The following is a 21493-nucleotide window of genomic DNA, read 5'->3' as shown; positions in this document are numbered from 1 at the left end:
TTATGTCCATATTGAAAATAAAAGACTTAGTTCACAAATATGTGACCTATGGAGACACAGAAGAAGACAAGCAAGAGATTGCAGCAATCAATCATATTGATATCAATGTTGAGAAAGGTGAATTTGTAGCAATCCTTGGAAAGAATGGTTCTGGGAAATCATCGCTTGCGAAGCATATCAATGGACTTTTGATGCCGACAGAAGGCACAGTATATATCAAAGGAATGGATACAAAAGATGAAAGTACCCTCTTAAAAGTCAGACAGAGTGCAGGAATCGTATTTCAGAATCCAGATAACCAGATCGTAGGAACAACGGTAGAAGAAGACACAGCCTTCGGTCCAGAAAACCTCGGAATAGCTTCCAAAGATATCTGGACAAGGATCACAGCGGCTCTTACAGGTGTGGGAATGATCGCATATAAAGAAGCAAGTCCCAATCATCTTTCTGGCGGACAGAAACAGAGAGTAGCGATCGCAGGGATCATGGCAATGGAACCAGAATGTATCGTATTAGACGAACCAACAGCCATGCTAGATCCAGAAGGCCGCAGACATGTTTTATCTCTTGTGAAAGCATTGAATAAAGAAAAGAATATTACGATCCTTATGGTAACACATCATATGGAAGAAGTAATCTTAGCAGATCGTATCATCGTGATGGATCAAGGAAAGATTGTCATGGATGGAAAACCAAAAGAGATCTTTTCAAGAGTTGATGAGATGAAAACATTAGGTCTGGAAGTTCCGTACGCAACAGAACTTGCATGGGAACTAAAAAAAGAAGGTGTTAACTTGTCAGATACGATAACAACAAAGGAAGAGCTGGTGGAGGAATTATGTCAATTCGTTTAGAACATGTAAGTTACGCATATGAAGATAATTCTAGCAAGAAGAATTACGCATTAAAAGATATAAACTTAGAAATAAAAAAAGAAGAATTCATTGCAGTGATCGGACACACAGGTTCTGGAAAATCAACATTGATCCAGCATCTAAATGGATTGATCAAACCAACGTCTGGAACAATATATTTCGATGATGAAGATATATATTCAGAAGGATACCCATTACGAGAATTACGTGGAAAAGTCGGTATATGTTTCCAGTATCCAGAACATCAGCTATTTGAGACAACGATTTTAGATGATGTATGTTTTGGTCCAATGAACTTTGGAAAGACAAAAGAAGAAGCAACAGAGATTGCTGTCAAATGTTTAAAAGATGTTGGATTACCAGAGAAATTATATCAAAAATCGCCATTTGAATTATCTGGCGGACAGAAGCGAAGAGTAGCAATCGCAGGGATTCTTGCAATGGAGCCAGAATATTTCATTTTGGATGAACCAACAGCAGGACTTGATCCGGTCGGAAAAGATCAGATCTTAAATCTGTTAAAGAAACTTCATGAAGAAAAGAAGATTACGATCATTCTGGTATCACACAGTATGGAAGATGTTGCAGATTATGCACAGTGTGTGATCGTTATGAATGGTGGACAGGTCATGTATGAAGGAGATAAAAAAGAAGTATTCTCTCACAAGAAAGAACTAGAAGAAGCAGGGCTTGCTGTACCGTTTTATCGTCAAGTATGTGAAGAACTCGCAGACAGAGGGTTCCCAATCCAGAGGGATTTATTGACATTAGAAGAAACAAAAGAAGCAATTTTAGAAGGACTAAAAGGACTGAGAGGAAAATAAAATGCTCAAGGATATAACAATTGGACAATATTATAAAGAAGACTCTCTGATCCACAGACTTGATCCGAGAGTGAAATTATTTGCAGTCTTGATCTACGTCATTACATTATTTATGCATAAAGCACCTGCAACTTATGTGATGTCACTATTATTTTTGATCATAACGATCAAGATTTCAAAGGTACCTGTAAAATATATTTTAAGAGGATTAAAAGCAATTGCAGTGATCTTATTATTCTCTGTAATGATCAATATGTTATTTATTCCAGGAAAACCAGTGATCCAGTTCTGGATCATATCAATTTCTGCAGAAGGGATCAGGACAACTATTTATCTGGGAAGCCGTCTGATCATGCTGGTATTAGGAACGTCTTTACTGACATTTACAACAACACCAAATGAACTGACAGACGGACTAGACAAATCACTGGGATTTTTAAATAAAGTCGGAGTACCAGTACATGAGATTGCTATGATGATGTCAATCGCACTAAGATTTATTCCAATCTTAACAGAAGAATTAGAAAAGATCATGAAAGCCCAGACAGCCAGAGGAATCGACTTTGAATCCGGAGGTCTCTTAAAACGAGTAAAAAGCATGGTTCCGATTATAGTACCACTGTTTGTAGCAGCGATCCGAAGAGCAAATGACCTTGCAATGGCAATGGAATCACGTTGTTACCATGGCGGTGTTGGAAGAACTAAATTAAAACCATTAAAATACGAGAAAAGAGATAAAATAGCGTATATCGTCCTGTTTGTATTTTTAGCAGTGATGATTTATTTATCCTTTTTCAGTCCATGGAGGTAAGATACGATGAAACGAGTAAAATTAATCGTAGCCTATGATGGAACTGGTTATTGTGGATGGCAGGTACAGCCAAACGAGATTACAGTCGAAGGTGTCTTAAATAAGCATATATCAGAACTGACAGGAGAAGACATCAAAGTGATCGGAGCCAGCAGAACGGATTCAGGAGTCCACGCATTAGGAAATGTAGCTGTATTCGACACGGAAAGCCGTATTCCGGGAGAGAAGATGGCAAAAGCATTAAATGCAAGACTACCAGAAGATATCATTATTCAGGACTCCAAAGAAGTGCCATTAGACTACCATCCAAGGTTTCAGGATACAAGAAAGACATATGAATATACCTTTTACAATGCAAGATACGATAATCCCGTGACAAGCAGACATCATCATTTTGTATATGTACCACTTGATGTGGAGAAAATGAAAGAAGCAGCTTCTTATTTCTTAGGGGAACACTGTTTTATCAGTATGTGCAGCAGTAAAGCACAGGTTACATCCTATGTCAGAGAGATTTACGAATGTGATGTGACACAAAATGGCAGATATATCACGATGAGAGTCACAGGAAGCGGTTTTCTCTATAATATGGTACGTTTAATGGCAGGAACGCTTTTAGAGGTCGGAAGAGGAAAACAAGAACCACAATGGGTCAAAGAAATCTTAGCATCCAAAGAAAGAGTTACACCAGGACCAAAACTTCCAGCAAAAGGCTTGACATTAATTCAGATCGAATATCCGGAGGACCGCGAGAATGCAGAATAGCTTTATCATATTTCAGAAATTGTTAGTATTGTTTGGTTTTATGCTGATCGGATACCTAAGTTATAAGAAAAAATGGATCAGTGATGATACAAGTTCACAGATATCAGGACTGATCGTAAATATATTTAATCCTGCATTGATCATATCTGGCGTGATCGGTTCCGTTGGAAATGGAAACTGGAATCTTGTGATCATGGACCTGATCCTTGCAGTGATCTTATTTGTGGTATTGATCCTGATCAGTCCGGCATTTGTTCGTATTCTAGGTGTAAAAAAAGATGAAAGAAATATCTATGCAGTGATGCTGATCTTTTCGAATCTTGGATTTATGGGGATTCCGATCATTGAAGAATTATACGGTAGAGGAGCTATTTTTTATGTAGCACTGTATACACTGGTATATAATATTCTCTTTTACACCTATGGAATTTATCTTTTTGAGAAAGAACGTGCCATGCAGACAGGACAAAAAGCTAAGATTATATTCCACTGGAAAAAGATGATCAATCCAGGAATGGTCGCATGTCTGGCTGCGTTATTGATTTTTGCATTTCAGATCGACGCACCAGCACCTGCGGTAAGTTTTGTACAATACTTAGGAAATGCAGCAATCCCACTCTCCATGATCATTACCGGGGTATCTTTAGCGAAGATGCCACTGATCGAAGTTTTCAAAGACATCAAGATGTATCAGTTTACATTTTTAAAGATGCTGGTGATCCCAATGATTGCAGCATTTGCGATCCGGCTGTTTCATTTAGATCCTGTTCTCTCGGGGATCATGGTATTAATGTTTGGAATGCCAAATGGAAGCATGGCAGTGATGATGGCAATCGATTATGGATTAGACAGTTCCATTTGCAGCAGAGGAATCGTACTGACAACACTGTTATCGATCATAACGTTGCCGATTGTAGCATATCTTATTTGACATTGAGATTTATCAACAATGTTTTAACATATACGGACATAATATACCCATATATTGTGGATAAAATTTTGAAATCAAGACCATCTTGTGGATAACATCAAAAATTTATCAAAAACAACAAGAAAAAATCTTGACACACCCGGCTGCGTATTATATAATAAGAAACTGTGACATGCAAGAGAATACTACCCCAATGCCCCGGTGGGAGTATTTAATATAGACACATATGATTGATAGAAATTTTAAGGAGGAACACCATGAAAAGTTTTATGGCCAGCCCATCAACAATTGAAAGAGAATGGTATGTAGTTGATGCTACAGGACATACATTAGGACGTTTAGCATCTGAGATCGCAACAATCTTAAGAGGTAAAAACAAACCAACTTATACACCACATATCGATACAGGAGATAACGTGATCGTTATCAACGCTGAGAAGATCAAAGTAACTGGTAAGAAATTAGACCAGAAGATCTACTATCATCATTCAGACTATGTTGGTGGAATGAAAGAACAGACATTAAAAGAAAAATTAGCTAAAAAACCTGAAGACGTAATCTATCTTGCAGTTAAAGGAATGCTTCCAAAAGGACCTTTAGGAAGACAGATGATTAAGAAACTTCACGTATATGCAGGTGCAGAGCACAACCATGTAGCTCAGCAGCCAAAAGCATTAGAGATCAAGTATTAATTTTTGAAGGAGGAAGAAGCAGTGGCTACAGCAAAATATTACGGAACTGGTAGAAGAAAACACAGTGTTGCCAGAGTATATTTAGTACCTGGAACAGGAAAAATCACAATCAACAAAAGAGATATTGATGAATATCTTGGATTAGAAACATTAAAAGTAGTTGTACGTCAGCCATTAGTTGCAACAGATACAATTGACAAATATGATGTATTAGTAAACGTTCATGGTGGTGGATTTACAGGACAGGCTGGAGCAATCCGTCATGGTATTTCCAGAGCTTTATTACAGGTTGATGGAGAATTCCGTTCAACATTAAAGAAAGCTGGATTCTTAACAAGAGACCCAAGAATGAAAGAAAGAAAGAAACCAGGTCTTCGCAAAGCACGTCGTGCACCACAGTTCTCAAAACGTTAATTCAACCGAATATCGAAAAAGAGCAACAAACCCCGAAAATCCAGTATTTTCGGGGTTTTCTTTATATTCTGAAAATCTATCAAACATCCTCAAAACACACGAAAATCTATCGGTAACTAACACACAACTAACAGGTAACTGACAAATGATCACCATAATTAAAATAACTCTTTCTCAGTAATTTGTATATAAGAAGATATGATGTTGAAAAATGTCTTTTATTATCAATTGTAGTGGAGTATAATGATAGAAAGAACAAAGGGGAATTTTTATGAAATTACTTAAAACAAGTGACGAATTGATATCTCATATGAAAATAAAGGGAATAAAATTTGATATAGCTAAAGAAGAAGATGCAAAGGTATTTCTTCAAAATAATAATTACTACATGAAACTAGCATCTTATAGAGCCAATTATGACAAGCAAAAAAGTAGCGATAAGTACATAAATCTTGATTTTGCTTATTTGCAGGAATTGTCAACCATTGATATGCATTTACGGTATTTAATATTGCAAATGTGTCTTGATGTCGAACATGCTTTAAAAACCAGATTGTTAAAAGATATAGAGGATAATCCAGAAGAAGATGGTTATGATATTATTAGAAGATTTGTTACAAAGTATGAGAGAAGTTGTCAAAATATACAGAAACACAAATCTAGTGAATATTGCAGAGAATTGATAGAGAAGTATTATCCATATTTTCCTGCATGGGTATTTGTAGAATTAATATCTTTTGGAGATATGGTGAAGTTGTATGAGTATTATACGGAGAGGTATCCAGGGCGTTTAAAAGATAGTGACTTGTTGTATTCAATAAGGGATTTAAGAAATGCAACTGCACATAGTAATTGCCTGATAAATAAACTTCAAAAAGGAACAAATAAGCCATCTGTTAAAATTATAAAATTTGTTTCAAATATAGATGGAATAGGTGCATCTATGAGAAAGAACAAATTGAGTAATAAGTTTTTGTATGATTTTGTTACATTGCTTTATGTTTACAATGAATTTATTAATGCAGATGTTGTGAAAGAGAAGAGGTTTAAGCAGATACAAGTATTTATAGATGGTCGTGCAATAAAAAATAAAGAGTATTTTGATAAAAATGAATGCATAAAAACAGCATATTTTTTTGTAAAAAAAGTTGTTGACTATATAAATGAAGCGTGTTAAAATATATACACGATTAAAAAATTAACTTTTTGTAGGGAATGGGTCTTTACTCGTTCCCAATTTTTTTTGCATAAAGCAGTGTGGATAACATGAGAGATATTTTCGGTAACGAACACGTAACTGACAAAATGTGTTTGAATGTTTTAAAATCAATATTTGATGTTCTGCAAGAGTTAATCATACGTTACGGAAGATACGAAGAATATACAGAGCCTTTCAATGGAGAAATCTATTGGAAGGCTTTTTCTTTTTATTAGAGGATTTAAGTTTCATGATCATACATAGCGCAAATGAGGTGATACATATGAAATATGAAGAACTTTTTCAGTTAAAAGATTTTCAGAAAGGAAAATTGCTGACAGGAAATAATATTTTATTAAGAGAGATCACAGGAGCTCATGTGATTGAGATGGCAGATGGAGTAAACTGGGCAGGCAGAGGTGAGTTGGTATTTACAAGCGGTGTTGGATTTCACGATATTGACAACGAAATGAAACTACTTATTGAAACGGTTGCGAAAAATTATGCAGCAGGAATCGTGGTGGAGATTGGACCATATATCAAAGATGTAACACAAGAATGGATCGATCATGCACAGAAACTAAATATTCCACTGATGACACTTCCATATGATGTTCCGATCACAAGGATCATTTCAGGAATTATTAAAGAAAGATATTCATGATGTTAATGTGCAGTTTAATCTTCGGCTGGCATTTAAAATACAAAAATTTTTTCATCGGGAAAGCTAAGAGGAAAGATGATTCAGAAATGGATCATCTTTTTTGCACGAAAATAACAAGGTCTTTGTCTACTATGGACAAAGAGATATGAAAATCTTTAGAATATATGGATATTGGTAGGAAAAAATGAAAGTGTTGTCATCTAAATTGTTAAAAGAAATAACAAAACGACCAACAAGGAGGCGGATAATATGAGTCATGAGTTTGTAATGCCAGGAAAAGTCATTACAGGAAAAGGTGCATTACAAGATGCAGAAAATGAATTCCAAACAGCCGGAAAAAAGGCTCTGATCGTATCTGGTAAGGTCATGGAACGTGTAGGAAATGTAAAGGTGTCATCGTAGACAAGAAGATTGCAGATTACTTCGATGATCACAAATTAATGTGCGGTTTAACATACTCCGGACATCCTCTTGCTTGTGCCGCAGGAATTGCAACTTTAGATGTATATAAAGAAGAAAAATTGGTTGAACGTTCCAAAGCGATGGGTAAGATCTTAGGACAGATTGAAGAAGAATTAAAGAGAAAACATCCATGTGTCGGAGATGTCAGATACAAAGGATTATTCTCTGCGATCGAGTTAGTCAAAGACAAAGAAACAAAAGAACCATTAGTGGAATACAATAAAGATCCAGAAAACATCTTGGGAGGAATTATTGGGGTGTTAAAGAAAAAAGGATTCTCAACCTACAGCCACGAAAACAATATTATTGTGGCGCCACCATTGATCATTACAGAAACAGAACTTCGTGATGCTATGGCGATCATGGATGAAGTTTTAGCTGACGTGGATGCGATGATCTAAACAAAATATTTTCAGAAATTTCTTTTTATCAAAATACAATACACAAAACAAGAAAAATGGCATGTCTGTTTGAAAATGGATGTGTCATTTTTCACATGTAAAAAATATATGGAAAGATTTTATTTTTAGGATAAAAATGTTAAAATAAAAGCTACATAGTGTAAATAAATTAAGAATGGAGAAACCTATGAAAAAAGAGATGAAAAAAGGGATTTCCATGATACTTTCACTCGCGATGATCCTTACGATGAGTGTTGGATATCAAGGAAAAAAAGTAAAAGCTGCAACAAATACAGCAGTGAAAAAGCAGTGTGCGACGTATAAAGGAAGTAATGTTAGAGGACAGAATTATATTATATGGTCGTATCCTATGGAATCATATCTTACGGCACAGAGTGATGGTTCGTTTATGCGTGTACAGTATGGAAGTAAGATTGGTGGATTATTAGTTGAATATTATGATAAGGATTATAATCTGACAAGCATGAAGATCATAGATGAGGAATTACCTGTATTTGGTGGATTCTATGCAACCGATGATAATTACTATGTTGTGACAGGGCAGAATAATAAAGACAAAGATAACGATCTGGAAGTATACCGAATTACAAAATATGATAAAAAGTGGAATAGAATAGGGTCTACAGGACTAAAAAAATGCAATACAACGTATCCATTTGGTGCAGGATCATGCAGAATAGATGTTTCAGGAAAGTATATGATCATTCGTACATGTCATGAGATGTATAATGGTCATCAGGCGAATGTAACGATTCAGGTAGATATTGATAAGATGGAGATTACAGATTCATGTACATCAGTTGTGAATAATAATTATGGATATGTAAGTCATTCCTTCAATCAGTTTGTTAAAATCGAAGATGGACATATCATTGCATTAGACCATGGAGATGCATATCCAAGATCCTTTATGATTTTTAAATATCAGACAGATTTAACAACAGGTAAATTTTTACCTGGTTATTCTTCTCCATGTACAAAAATACCAGTGTTGCAATTTGAAGGAACTGCAGGGAATAATAAAACAGGAGCCAGCGTTGGAGGTTTTGAAATCTCTGATGATCATTACCTCGTGGCAGCCAATACAGTAGTTCAGGACAGCGACTTTAGCAGTCATAAAACAAGGAATGTATTCGTGGCAGCAGTCGATAAGAGCACATCAGATGTGAAAATCAATTACCTGACAGATTATGCAGAAGGAGAAGAAACAACAACAACACCTCAATTAGTGAAGATTTCAGGAACTCGGTTTATGGTCTTATGGACCAAAGGAGATCAGGTATACTATACACTGGTTGACGATCATGGAGAAAAAGTCGGAACGATCCATCATTTTGAAGGAAATCTATCAGACTGCCAGCCAGTTGTTTCAGGAAATAAAGTAGTATGGTATACATGGAACAATGAAGATATTAGTTTTTATGATATCAATACAACAAATGTAACAGATCATCATGTAACAGAGATTCATAATGGACATGAGTATTCATATGATCCAAAATCTGATACGGATGATACGATCACGTTCCGCTGTACAGTGTGTGGTGCTGAAAAGATAGAAAAGAAGATTACTTTTGATCAAATATATTGGAGAAACAGTGAATCAGTTGATGGTAATTATTGGGTTCAAGGAAGCGGATGGAGACAAAAAACAGGAACGATCATGACATCCTGGATCCAATATACACCAATAAGTTTGGATGCAAATACAGACATAGAAGTTACCTCTACGGATGAAAGTGTAATATCCATTGAGAAAGCGTTGGGAGTTAATATCAATCTGATTGCTAAGAAAGTTGGAACATCAACGGTAACGATCAAGCCAAAATATAATCAGACAAGTGCAATAACATATAAGATTACTGTATATGATCCATCACAGAGCACAGTAATTGATAAAATTACAATTACTCCAAAAGAAGGAGCTGAGCCGGCAATAGAAGGAAGCAATGAACTGTATTATGGACAGAAGATCTCTGATCTAAAATTAAATACATCCAAAGCCAAATTTGTAACTCCAGATGGAACAGAGGTAGCCGGAACATTAAAATTCAACAATCCAGACCAGATGCCGGAAGTTGGAACAAAAACCGTAGAATATACATTCACACCAGATGATGAACAATACAAATCATACACAGGAAGTCTGACGATCAATGTAATAAAACATACACCAGTAAAAGATCCAGACTCTGGAAATCATGGATCAAACAACGGAGGCTTAGGTTCGAGTGAAAATGGACAGCCAACAACACAGAAACCAAATACAAATAGCAATGTAAGTGTAGGCGTTAAAGCAAACCAGACAGCAACAGTGAAGGGAGTTACCTACAAAGTCACAAAGGTAGAAAACGCTAAAAACGCTCAGGTAACCATTACAAGCCTAGACAAAAAGAAATCATCCATCATCATCCCAGACTACATCACGATCAATGGGGTAAAATGCAAAGTTGTATCTATTAAAAAGAAAGTCTTATACAAAGGAAGAAAACTAAAGAAACTAACAATCGGCAAGAACGTACAGACAATTGAAGATAATGCCTTCAATGGATGTAAGAACTTAAAATCCATCACGATCAAATCCACAGTACTTAAGAAAGTAGGAAAGAATGCGATCAAAGGAATCCACAAGAAAGCCGTGATCAAAGTGCTAAAGAAACAGTATAAGAAATATAAGAAACTATTTGGAAAGAAGAGCGGATTTAAGAAGCCGATGAGATTGAAGAAATAAGATGAAGTAGAAAAATAGCTAGAGCGATTCACATAGTTGGTCATTTTGGCTATTTTTTATAGTGAGCCTAACGGCGCATGTTTCTAACGGGTTAAAGTCCCGAAGCCGCCCGGTAGAGTGTGTGAACTTGGCATTCCAACCGTCATAGACCACATCATTCAACAGGCAATATCACAACAGCTGATATACAAGAGCATTAACAAAAGAAAGACGGATAAACTGGGGTTTTTATGATTTAGTCAACATCTTTCTATTCAATTGAAAATAACGTATAAGAATTATATGAAAAAATTTTATTTTAAGGATAAAAATGTTAAAATAGAAATAACATAGTGTAAATAAATTAAGAATGGAGGAACATATGAAAAAAGAGATCAAAAAAGGGATTTCTATGATGCTCTCACTCGCGATGATCATTACGATGAGTGGCGGATATCATGGAAAAAAAGTAAAAGCTGCAACAAATACAGCAGTGAAGACACAGTGCACAACGTATGAAGGAAGTAATGTTGGGGCGCAGAATTATTCCAGATGGACAAATCCTATGAAATCATATCTTGTAGCAGAGGATGATGGTTCATTGATGAGGGTGCAATATGGAAGTAAGATTGGCGGATTATTAGTTGAATATTATGACAAGAACTATAATTTGACAGATACCAAGCTTGTAGATGAAGAATTGCCTGTATTTGGTGGATTTTATGCGACAAAAGATAATTATTATATTATAACAGGTCAAATTAATAAGGATGAAGATAATGATCTGGAAGTATATCGAATTACAAAATATGATAAAAAATGGAATAAAATAAAATCTACCGGATTGAAAAATTGTAATACGACATATCCATTTGATGCAGGATCATGCAGAATGGATGTTTCAGGAAAGTACATGATCATTCGAACATGTCATGAGATGTATAATGGCCATCAGGCGAATGTAACGATTCAGATAGATATTGATCAGATGGAGATTACAGATTCATATACTTCAGTTGCTAATAATAATTATGGATATGTAAGCCATTCCTTTAATCAATTTGTAAAAACAGAAGACGGACATATTATTGCCTTAGACCATGGAGATGCATATCCAAGGGATTTTATAATTTTAAAATATCAGACCGATTTTACAAAAGGTAAATTTTCACCAGGTTATTATACCCAATGTACAAAAATTCCAGTGTTGCAATTTGAAGGAAGCATTGGAAATAATGCAACAGGAGCTAGTGCCGGAGGCTTTGAAATATCTGATGATCATTATCTTGTAGCAGCGAATACAGTGAAACAGGACAAAAACTTTGATTCCTATAATACAAGAAATGTATTCGTGGCAGCAGTCGATAAGAGCACATCAGATGTAAAAATTAACTATCTGACAAATTACGATGAAGGAGAAGAAACAACAACGACTCCGCAGATGGTTAAGATCTCAGGAACCAGATTTATGGTTTTATGGACAAAGGGAGATCAAGTGTATACAGCAATCGTAGACAACAATGGACAGAAAGTAGGAGAGATTCAGCATTTTACAGGAAGTTTATCTGACTGTCAGCCAGTGATCTCCAATGGAAAAGTTGTCTGGTATACATGGAAAAATGGAGATATCAATTTCTATGATATTAATACAACCGATTTAACGGATCATAATGTAACAGAAATTCATAATGGACATCAGTATGTGTATGACAAAGATCTAGATACGGATGATACGATCACGTTCCGTTGCACAGCATGTGATGCTGTAAAGATAGAAAAGAAAATAACATTAGATAAATTGTATTGGAAAAACAGTGAGACAACCGGTAATACTTATTATTGGCGTGAAAATGGATGGAAACAGAAAACAGGAACAACGATGGCATCCTATATCCAATATAAAACAACAAGTTCCGATTCCAGTATAGAAACAAATACAGAACTAGAAGTTACTTCTACTGATGAAAATGTAATATCCGTTGAGAAGTCCAGCGGAATTGACATAAAACTGATTGCTAAGAAAGCAGGAACATCAACCGTAACGATCAGACCAAAATATAATCAGACAAGTGTAAAAACATACAAAATTACTGTATATGATCCACTAAAGATCACCAAATTCGAAGCAGCTGCAGCCAATCCTAAAATAGGAGAAAAAGTTCAGTTATCTGCTGAAGCCCAAAATGGATCAGGAAATTTACAATATAAATTCTATGAAGAAAATGAAAATGGAGACCAGACAGAGATTCAGGATTATTCTTCAAAATCAACCTGTGAATGGACACCGACAACACTTGGAAAGCACACACTTTATGTAAAAGTGAAAGACTCTGAGGGAAACATTGAGAAAAAATCACTGGAAAATGTTACAGTAGTTAAAAAACAAACGAAAATTCAGGATATTGATAAGACATATTGTTATACCATTGGAGCAAAAGATCAGAAGATCAATCTAAAAGATTATCTTCCATCCGATATTTCCAATGCAACGTACGAAGCAAAGATTACGAATTTATCAGGTAATCTTGTATCTGAAGCAGCAAAAACAGACACAAGCTACACCTATAACGTAAGTAAAGCAGGAAAAGCTGGAGATCAGTCTAAGATTCAATTTACGGTAAAAAGTGATAATTATGAAGACATGACTTTCAATGTCAATATCACATTAACAGATAAGCTTTCCATTGCTCCAAAAGAAGGGGAAGAACCAGCAATTGAAGGAAACAATGAACTAACCTATGGACAGAAAATCTCAGACTTAAAATTAAATACAACGAAGACAAAATTTATAGCAGAAGATGGAAGTGAAGTTACTGGTAAACTGGAATTTACAGATCCAGATAGGATTCCAACGGCAGGAACAAAATCAGCAGAATATACTTTTATACCAGACAAAGATCAATACGAAAGTTATACAGGAAGTGTAACAATCGCAGTGAAAAAAGCAACTCCACAATTAAGTAAGGTAACTGTGGATGAAATTATGTATGCGAAAGGAAAATGTAGAAAAGATCTTCATTTTGAACCAGGAAAAGCAACGGCAACTTATGATGGAGTGGAAAAAGAAGTTTCAGGTACATGGAGTTTGGAGAGTCCAAATAGTGTTTTATATGTAGGAAAAAGTACAATGACACTTATATTTACACCAGATGATCTAAACAATTATGAAAAAGCGACACAGAAAGTCGATGTTGTAGTAAATCTAAGATTATTAGCACCAAAAACCAAAGTATCTTGTGGAGATACCATTGATTTTTCAATCGATCCAGACACAATTGACAGTTCTCCTAATCGTACATATAAATTTTTCTATGAGGACGAAACAGGATATGAAAAAACGATCCAGGCATATTCCAAAGAAACAAAATGCCAGTGGAAACCAATGGCAGCAGGAAAATATACGGTTTATGTTCAGGTAAATGGAAGAAATTATAAGACAGCGATCAAAGATATCGAAGTTTCCAAATTAAAAGCACCAGAGATTTCAGATATTACAAAAAAATATCCATATACATCAGGATCAGATATGGAAAAAATCAATTTAACACAGCTGTTACCAGAAGATATTAAAATAAAAGACCAAAAAGAAGAGATTCAGGATGATCATAAAATTCTTGAGTATCACGAGTTTTCAACTGCAAACAAACAGCATACATATTCTTATTGGGTAAATCAAACGGGAAAGATTGGGGATACAGCGACAATTCGTCTTACGATAGAGAGTGATAATTATGAAGATATTACCATTGCAATTAAAATTCATCTGACGGATCAGATCACAATAGAACCAAAAGAAGATTTAACAACAGATATTTTGAACAAAAATACCCTGACTTATGGAGAGAAAACTTCTTATATTGGATTAAAATCCACCTATGTAACTCTTGAAACAAAAGATGGAGAAAAAGTTTATGGAAGTCTTAAATTTAAAAATCCAGATGAAATACCAGAGCCAGGAAAAACAAAGATAGCATATGTATTTGTTCCTCAGAATAAGAAATATAAAGACTACGAAGGAAGTGTAATAGTCGATGTAGAAAAACAGAGACCAACATTATCTGGAACCAGTTTGAAAAGAATAAAATATGATCAACATAAGACAAAGAAGAATATTCCTTTGGAAAAAGATGCTGTTGCATTAATCGGTGAAAAAATGCAGGCAGTATCAGGAACATGGACAATTGAGAAAGAAGATGACAAATTACCGTTAGGTGATTACCAGGCAGTTGTTAAATTTACACCAGATGATATAACACATTACACAACAGCTGAGATTGCTTTAACTGGTCAGACATTTATTGAACTGGATACAGATATAGAAGATTCAGCAAAAGTTGGAGATATCATACAGCTTTCTGCAGATCCAAAAGCTACGAATCTCCAATATAAATTCTATACAGAAGATAGTGAGGGAAATCAAGAAATCATTCAAGAGTTTACATCTGATTCAGAATGTAAATGGGTACCGGAAAAAGAAGGAACTTACACAATCTATGTTAAAGCAAAAGATGCAGCAGGAAATACAGTAACAGATTCTTGGAAAGGAATTAAGATTATCCAAAAAGGAGAAGAAAAACCACCAGTTAAAGATCCAGACTCTGGAAATCATGGATCAAACAACGGAGGCTTAGGTTCGAGTGAAAATGGACAGCCAACAACACAGAAACCAAATACAAATAGCAATGTAAGTGTAGGCGTTAAAGCAAACCAGACAGCAACAGCGAATGGAATAATCTATAAAGTCACAAAGGTAGAAAATGCCCAAAACGCTCAGGTGACCATTACAAGCCTAGATAAAAAGAAATCATCTATTGTAATTCCAGACTACATCACGATCAATGGTATAAAATGCAAAGTCGTAACTATTAAAAAGAAAGCCTTATACAAAAGAACAAAACTAAAGAAACTAACGATCGGCAAGAACGTACAGACAATTGAAGATAATGCCTTCAATGGATGTAAGAACTTAAAATCCATCACGATCAAATCCACAGTACTTAAGAAAGTAGGAAAGAATGCGATCAAAGGAATCCACAAGAAAGCCGTGATCAAAGTGCCAAAGAAACAGTATAAGAAATATAAGAAACTGTTTGGAAAGAAGAGTGGATATAAGAAGCCGATGAAATTGAAGAAATAAGATGAAGTAGAAATCAAGAATAAATCTTAAATTCATAAGTTAGTTAAACCAGGGTGTATATGATAATTATTATCACATGCACCCATTGATTTTTCCATCCAAATCTAGTATCATAAATAACAGTTAGACAACACTAACTAAAAACGTGAATGAATCATGTGGACTCCTCGATTGAGATCAACACCTGCAACAAAACGATCTCAAACTGGAAGCTTACCCTTCTTCCAGCGAGGAGTACTGCTATGTATAGGGAAAGGAGTCACAATCGAAAATGAATTATTTAGAAATTGAAAAAGTAGTCGGAAGAGAAATCCTAGATTCCAGAGGAAATCCAACCGTAGAAGCTGAGATTACATTAGTTGATGGAACAGTTGCAAGAGGAACAGCTCCAAGTGGTGCATCTACAGGAGAATTTGAAGCACTAGAGTTAAGAGACGGAGATAAAGAAAGATATTTAGGAAAAGGTGTTACAAAAGCCGTAGAAAATATCAATACAAAGATCAGTGAAGTAATCATCGGATTAGATGCTTCTGATACATATGCAGTAGATAAAGCAATGATCAATGCAGATGGAACAGCTGATAAATCAAACTTCGGAGCAAATGCAATCTTAGCTGTATCAATCGCAGCAGCAAGAGCAGCAGCAACATCTCTTGAAGTACCTCTATACAGATTCTTAGGCGGAGTGTCTGGAAACAGACTTCCAGTTCCAATGATGAACATTGTAAATGGTGGATGTCATGCATTATCATCAGGACTTGATGTACAGGAATTTATGATCATGCCAGTCGGAGCTCCATCATTCAAAGAATGTTTAAGATGGTGTGCTGAAGTATTCCATGCATTAGCCGCAATCTTAAAAGAAAGAGGACTTGCTACATCCGTAGGTGATGAAGGTGGATTTGCGCCAGCATTAAAATCAGATGAAGAAGCCATCGAAACAATCTTAGAAGCAGTGAAAAAAGCAGGATACGAGCCAGGAAAAGACTTCAAGATCGCTATGGACGCTGCATCTTCAGAATGGAAGAGTGAAAAAGGTAAAGGATATTACAAACTGCCAAAAGCAGGAACAGAATACACAGCAGAAGAACTGATCGAGCATTGGGCTGCATTATGCGAGAAATACCCAATCATCTCTATTGAAGACGGATTAGATGAAGAAGACTGGGAAGGATGGAAGAAACTGACAGAAAGACTTGGAGATAAAGTACAGTTAGTAGGAGATGACTTATTTGTAACAAATACAGAAAGACTTTCCAAAGGTATCGAAATGGGAGCAGGAAACTCTATCCTGATCAAATTAAACCAGATTGGATCTATCTCTGAAACATTAGAAGCGATCAAGATGGCACACAAAGCAGGATACACAGCTGTAACATCTCATCGTTCCGGAGAAACAGCAGATACAACGATCGCAGACTTAGCCGTCGCATTAAATACATGCCAGATCAAGACAGGAGCACCTTCAAGATCAGAACGTGTTGCGAAATACAACCAGTTATTAAGAATCGAAGAAGCTTTAGGAGACAGTGCCGTATATCCTGGAATTAAAGCCTTCAACGTAAAATAAGAAGAACGCAATTATAAAAAACGTAAATAATAGCACTTTTAAGTCTCTGGATTTAGTATCCAGAGGCTTTTTTCTTTGATTTTTTATAAGAAAATATAAGAGAGTATGCTATAATAGAAAGCACTTATTTGGATAGAAATGAAGAGATTAAGGGAAATAAATGAGAATGGATAAAATTATAATAGAACAAACAGGAATCAAACAACAAGTGATCAATGAGATCTGTGAATTAGCTCAAAAATACAATGTAGAACAAGTCCTTTTATTTGGTTCACGTTCAAGGGGAGATTACAAAAGAACGAGTGATATCGATCTGGCAGTGAAAGGTGGAGACATTGATCGTTTTGCATTGGATGTTGAAGAGGAGACAACAACATTATTAGAATATGATATCGTAGATTTAGATGAACCTATGCAACCAGAACTGCTAGAATCCATACAAAAGGAGGGAAAGATTATTTATGAAAAAATATGAAAACTTTTGTCAAGCATTAATTAATATGAAAGATATTTATAATTATGAAGAGCCTTATGATAACGTAGTGTTAACAGGTTTGGTAGGATTATATGAAATTACATTTGAACAGTCATGGAAGATGATGAAAGAAATCTTACAAAATCATGGATACGAGGAAGGTGCAACAGGGTCACCGAAGATTATTCTAAAAACAGCATATAAAGCTGGGATGATCAAAGATGAAGATCTGTGGTTAAAAGCATTAAGAGAAAGAAATAATGTAACACATTCTTATAATCAGAATATTGCATTATCAATTATTTCACAGGCAAAAGAAAAATTTTATGATATGTTTTGCCAGTTGAAAAAAGAAATAGATGAAAATTGGATATAAAGAAATCCGGCAAACACAAAAATGTAATGCCGGATTCTTTTATTTACTATATTATTATGAAATATGTATCACGGATATCCTATCCCCAGACTTCCTCAGCAATCTCCTTAATCAGAGACATCTTCTTCCACTGATCTTCATCGGTTAAGATATTTCCTTCTTCTGTAGAAGAAAAACCACACTGAGGACTTAAGCAAAGCTGGTCAAGGGCAACATACTGAGCAGCCTCTTTAATACGTTCTTTAATCTCATTTTTATCTTCAAGTTCTGGATCCTTAGAAGTAACAAGACCTAACACAACCTTCTGATCTTTAATAAAACGTAATGGTTTGAAATCACCGGAACGGTCACTATCATATTCTAAGAAGAAACCATCGATCTTACATCCACCGAATAAAGTCTCAGCTACTGGTTCATATCCACCAGAAGAGAACCATGTAGAACGGAAGTTACCACGGCAGATATGCATTGTAATTGTCATATCCTCAGGTTTAGCTTCTAAAGCTTCGTTGATCATTTTCACATAATTCTTAGCAATCTGGTCAAGGTCAAGACCACGGCTTGCGTAATCGTCGCGTTTATTCTGATCACAGAATTCACCCCAAGATGTATCATCAAACTGTAAATAACGGCATCCACGAGCATAGAATGCTTTGATCGCTTTCTGATAAGCAAGAGCAATCTCATGATACAGATCATCTTCATTTTTATAACGATCGATCGCTTTATAAGTTTCGCTTCCACGAACACAACAGATCAGATGAAGCATTGCAGGAGAAGGAATTGTCATCTTGCAGTCAACATCCCCAGCAATTTCTTTCAAGTAAGAGAAATGATCTAAGAATTCACTGTTTTCATCAAAATCAATTTTGTCAACAATCTCAAGAGTTGCGGCTTTTGGCTGATGTCCCTTAAAAGCAACAGACCAGTGATCAGCTTTGATCTCCTCGACTCCGACTAAGGAAGCAAGGAAATCAAGATGCCAATAGCGACGTCTTAATTCTCCGTCAGTAACTGCTTTTAATCCAACAGCTTTCTCTTTTTCAACTAACTCTTTGATCGCTTTATCTTCAACTTCACGCAACTGGTCTGCAGATAAAGTTCCTTCTGCATATTCAGCACGTGCATCTTTTAAATAATCTGGTCTTAAAAAACTACCAACAATATCATATCTGTATGGTCTCATAAATCTATCCTTTCCATTTATATAAGTCTAATAATTTTCTATCGATAAGCTATACAATAACAGATAGAATAAGGCTTGTGAAATACATAAAAATAATAGTTTGCCATAACTTCAAGTTATAATGATAAAAATTTTCAGATAATTGTGTCTTTCTTTTAACAATAATTGTATGCAATATACGGACAAAGTCATCGTTAAGAAAATGTTAATTGTACAATTTTAAAAAAATTGCATATTTTTTGTACTTTTCTTTAAGCATTGTAGAGAAAAAAGAAAATATTTGTTATAATGCACATAGATAAAAAAATAACAATATCTAGGGTGTTTTAGTTAAGTGTTTTTTAAGGAAGGGTAAACTATTATGTATGATGTAACAAGCATTCAGAATCTGAAAAAAGATGTACTGTATTTCGTAGCAAAGGCATCGTTTGAAGGGACTTTAGAAGAAGAAAGAGATCTGATCCCAGAGAAGATGATCGAAGGACCAGAACCAACATTCCGTTGCTGCATCTACAAAGAAAGAGAAATCGTAAGACAGAGAATTCGTTTAGCAGAAGGTAAAGCTCCAGGAGCAGAAGATGATGGAAATATCGTGCAGGTAATTAAATCAGCATGTGCTGACTGTCCGATCTCAAGCTATGTTGTAACAAACAACTGTCAGAATTGTCTTGGAAAAGACTGTATCAAAGCATGTCGTTTCGGAGCGATCGAACCAGGACATACAAGATCAAGAATCGATCCTCAGAAATGTAAGGAATGTGGTATGTGTGCAAAAGCCTGTCCATACAATGCGATCGCTCATGTATCAAGACCATGTAAAGACAGCTGTCCAGTAGATGCAATTTCTTATGATGAGTATGGAGTATCAGTGATCGATGAAGAAAAATGTATCCGTTGTGGACAGTGTGCAGCAAAATGTCCATTCGGTGCGATCGGAACAAAGACATGGATCACAAACGTTATCGCAGACTTGAAAGCAGGTAAGAAAGTCTACGCGATCCTTGCCCCAGCAACAGAAGGACAGTTTGGTAAAGATATTACAATGGAAAGCTGGAGACAGGCAGTAAAGAAAGCTGGATTTGAAGATCTGATCGAAGCAGGTTTAGGTGGAGATATGACAACATGCAGCGAAGCAGAAGAATGGTTAGAAGCTTACAGAAACGGCGAGAAGAAAACAACTTCATGCTGTCCAGGATTCGTAAACATGATTCGCAAACATTATCCAGATCTTGCAGATATGATTTCTACAACAGTATCCCCAATGTGTGCAGTATCAAGAATGATCAAAGCAAAAGATCCAGATGCAGTTACAGTATTTGTTGGACCATGTGTAGCCAAGAAATCAGAAGTGGCAGACCAGAAGATCGAAGGAAATGCAGATTATGCATTAAACTACAACGAGATCTTAGCAATTCTGAAAGCAAAAGACGTAGAATTAGAACCAGCAGAGAATACATATCAGGATTCTACGATCTTCGGTAAATTCTATGGAAACTCTGGTGGAGTAACAGATTCTGTATTAGAATACATGAAAGAGACAGAACAGAACGAAGATATCAAAGTATGCAAAGCTAACGGTGCAGCAGAATGTAAGAAAGCTTTAATGTTCTTACAGAGAGGAAGATTACCAGAAGACTTCATCGAAGGTATGGCATGCGAAGGCGGATGCGTTGGTGGACCAAGCCGTAACGAAGAGATCATTAAAGCTCGTAAAGTCAGAGAAACAATGATCAAATCCGCAGATGATCGCAAGATCACAGACAACTTAAAACGTTATGATATGGATAGCTTCTCAATGCATAGATAATCAGAGTTGCATGAAGCATCCAAAGAGATGATAAAGAATCCCTGGAGCAAGATTGAAGTTTTGTTTTGGGGATCTTTGTATCTGAAAAGAAATTGTATTAGAAATAGTAACTATTACTAGTAGATATTTTGGCAAAACTATGTTATAGTAAGAAAAGTTGAAAAAGCAAAATGA

Annotated in this window: 18 protein-coding genes; 17 read left to right on the top strand and 1 reads right to left on the bottom strand. The window is 35.6% G+C overall.

Going from position 1 to position 21493, the window contains the following annotated elements:
* Positions 1-2 precede the first annotated feature (2 nt).
* The 16 genes from QUE18_RS12075 (at position 3) to QUE18_RS12000 (ending at position 18326) form a co-directional block, all read left to right on the top strand.
* Positions 3-854 carry an energy-coupling factor transporter ATPase gene (locus QUE18_RS12075; RefSeq protein ID WP_008393368.1) on the top strand — a complete coding sequence of 284 codons (852 nt, stop codon included), beginning with the start codon at positions 3-5 and terminating at the stop codon, positions 852-854.
* Positions 839-1699, top strand: coding sequence for an energy-coupling factor transporter ATPase (locus tag QUE18_RS12070; protein WP_009203729.1), 861 nt, complete (start codon positions 839-841; stop codon positions 1697-1699). Before QUE18_RS12075 ends, QUE18_RS12070 begins: the two co-directional genes overlap by 16 nt.
* A 1-nt stretch (position 1700) precedes the next feature.
* On the top strand, positions 1701-2510 hold the full coding sequence (locus QUE18_RS12065; protein WP_008393366.1) for an energy-coupling factor transporter transmembrane component T family protein: 810 nt from the start codon (positions 1701-1703) through the stop codon (positions 2508-2510).
* Between the two features lie 6 nt (positions 2511-2516).
* The gene (truA, locus tag QUE18_RS12060; protein WP_009203730.1) at positions 2517-3275 is read left to right on the top strand and encodes a tRNA pseudouridine(38-40) synthase TruA; all 759 of its coding nucleotides are present in this window, start codon (positions 2517-2519) and stop codon (positions 3273-3275) included.
* Positions 3265-4206, top strand: a complete 942-nt coding sequence (locus QUE18_RS12055; RefSeq protein ID WP_009203731.1) for an AEC family transporter — start codon at positions 3265-3267, stop codon at positions 4204-4206. The genes truA and QUE18_RS12055 overlap by 11 nt, the downstream gene beginning before the upstream one ends.
* A gap of 257 nt (positions 4207-4463) precedes the next feature.
* Complete coding sequence (gene rplM, locus QUE18_RS12050) at positions 4464-4898, top strand: 50S ribosomal protein L13 (protein ID WP_009203732.1); 435 nt, start codon at positions 4464-4466, stop codon at positions 4896-4898.
* Between the two features lie 21 nt (positions 4899-4919).
* On the top strand, positions 4920-5312 hold the full coding sequence (gene rpsI, locus QUE18_RS12045) for a 30S ribosomal protein S9 (RefSeq protein ID WP_022091912.1): 393 nt from the start codon (positions 4920-4922) through the stop codon (positions 5310-5312).
* Between the two features lie 271 nt (positions 5313-5583).
* Positions 5584-6489, top strand: a complete 906-nt coding sequence (locus QUE18_RS12040; RefSeq protein WP_009203733.1) for an Abi family protein — start codon at positions 5584-5586, stop codon at positions 6487-6489.
* Positions 6490-6793: 304 nt separating this feature from the next.
* Entirely contained in the window at positions 6794-7174 is a 381-nt protein-coding gene (locus QUE18_RS12035; RefSeq protein ID WP_040344295.1) for a PucR family transcriptional regulator ligand-binding domain-containing protein, read from the top strand.
* A 249-nt stretch (positions 7175-7423) separates the two neighbouring features.
* Complete coding sequence (locus tag QUE18_RS12030; protein WP_009203737.1) at positions 7424-7576, top strand: hypothetical protein; 153 nt, start codon at positions 7424-7426, stop codon at positions 7574-7576.
* A 38-nt stretch (positions 7577-7614) separates the two neighbouring features.
* On the top strand, positions 7615-8037 hold the full coding sequence (locus QUE18_RS12025; RefSeq protein ID WP_009203738.1) for an aminotransferase class III-fold pyridoxal phosphate-dependent enzyme: 423 nt from the start codon (positions 7615-7617) through the stop codon (positions 8035-8037).
* A gap of 187 nt (positions 8038-8224) precedes the next feature.
* A complete protein-coding gene (locus QUE18_RS12020) occupies positions 8225-10789 on the top strand; it encodes a leucine-rich repeat protein (RefSeq protein ID WP_286257842.1) in 2565 nt (854 codons plus the stop codon).
* 361 nt (positions 10790-11150) lie between these two features.
* Complete coding sequence (locus QUE18_RS12015) at positions 11151-15905, top strand: triple tyrosine motif-containing protein (RefSeq protein WP_154663010.1); 4755 nt, start codon at positions 11151-11153, stop codon at positions 15903-15905.
* 271 nt (positions 15906-16176) lie between these two features.
* Complete coding sequence (gene eno / locus QUE18_RS12010) at positions 16177-17475, top strand: phosphopyruvate hydratase (RefSeq protein WP_009203741.1); 1299 nt, start codon at positions 16177-16179, stop codon at positions 17473-17475.
* Between the two features lie 166 nt (positions 17476-17641).
* The gene (locus QUE18_RS12005) at positions 17642-17950 is read left to right on the top strand and encodes a nucleotidyltransferase family protein (protein WP_040344297.1); all 309 of its coding nucleotides are present in this window, start codon (positions 17642-17644) and stop codon (positions 17948-17950) included.
* The gene (locus QUE18_RS12000; protein WP_009203743.1) at positions 17937-18326 is read left to right on the top strand and encodes an HI0074 family nucleotidyltransferase substrate-binding subunit; all 390 of its coding nucleotides are present in this window, start codon (positions 17937-17939) and stop codon (positions 18324-18326) included. Before QUE18_RS12005 ends, QUE18_RS12000 begins: the two co-directional genes overlap by 14 nt.
* A gap of 79 nt (positions 18327-18405) precedes the next feature.
* On the opposite strand, the gene QUE18_RS11995 is transcribed toward QUE18_RS12000, so the two are convergent.
* Positions 18406-19512 carry a 5-methyltetrahydropteroyltriglutamate--homocysteine S-methyltransferase gene (locus tag QUE18_RS11995; RefSeq protein ID WP_009203744.1) on the bottom strand — a complete coding sequence of 369 codons (1107 nt, stop codon included), beginning with the start codon at positions 19510-19512 and terminating at the stop codon, positions 18406-18408.
* A 361-nt stretch (positions 19513-19873) separates the two neighbouring features.
* Between QUE18_RS11995 and QUE18_RS11990 the strand changes: the two genes are divergently transcribed.
* Positions 19874-21319 (top strand): 4Fe-4S dicluster domain-containing protein, encoded by a 1446-nt coding sequence (locus tag QUE18_RS11990; protein ID WP_009203745.1) that lies wholly within the window; start codon positions 19874-19876, stop codon positions 21317-21319.
* Positions 21320-21493: the final 174 nt, after the last annotated feature.

Origin of the sequence: Anaerostipes hadrus ATCC 29173 = JCM 17467, from assembly GCF_030296915.1 — a bacterium.
Taxonomy (GTDB): Bacteria; Bacillota; Clostridia; order Lachnospirales; family Lachnospiraceae; genus Anaerostipes; species Anaerostipes hadrus.
Note: the sequence above shows the minus strand (reverse complement) of the source record. Positions and strands in the feature narration are given on the sequence as shown.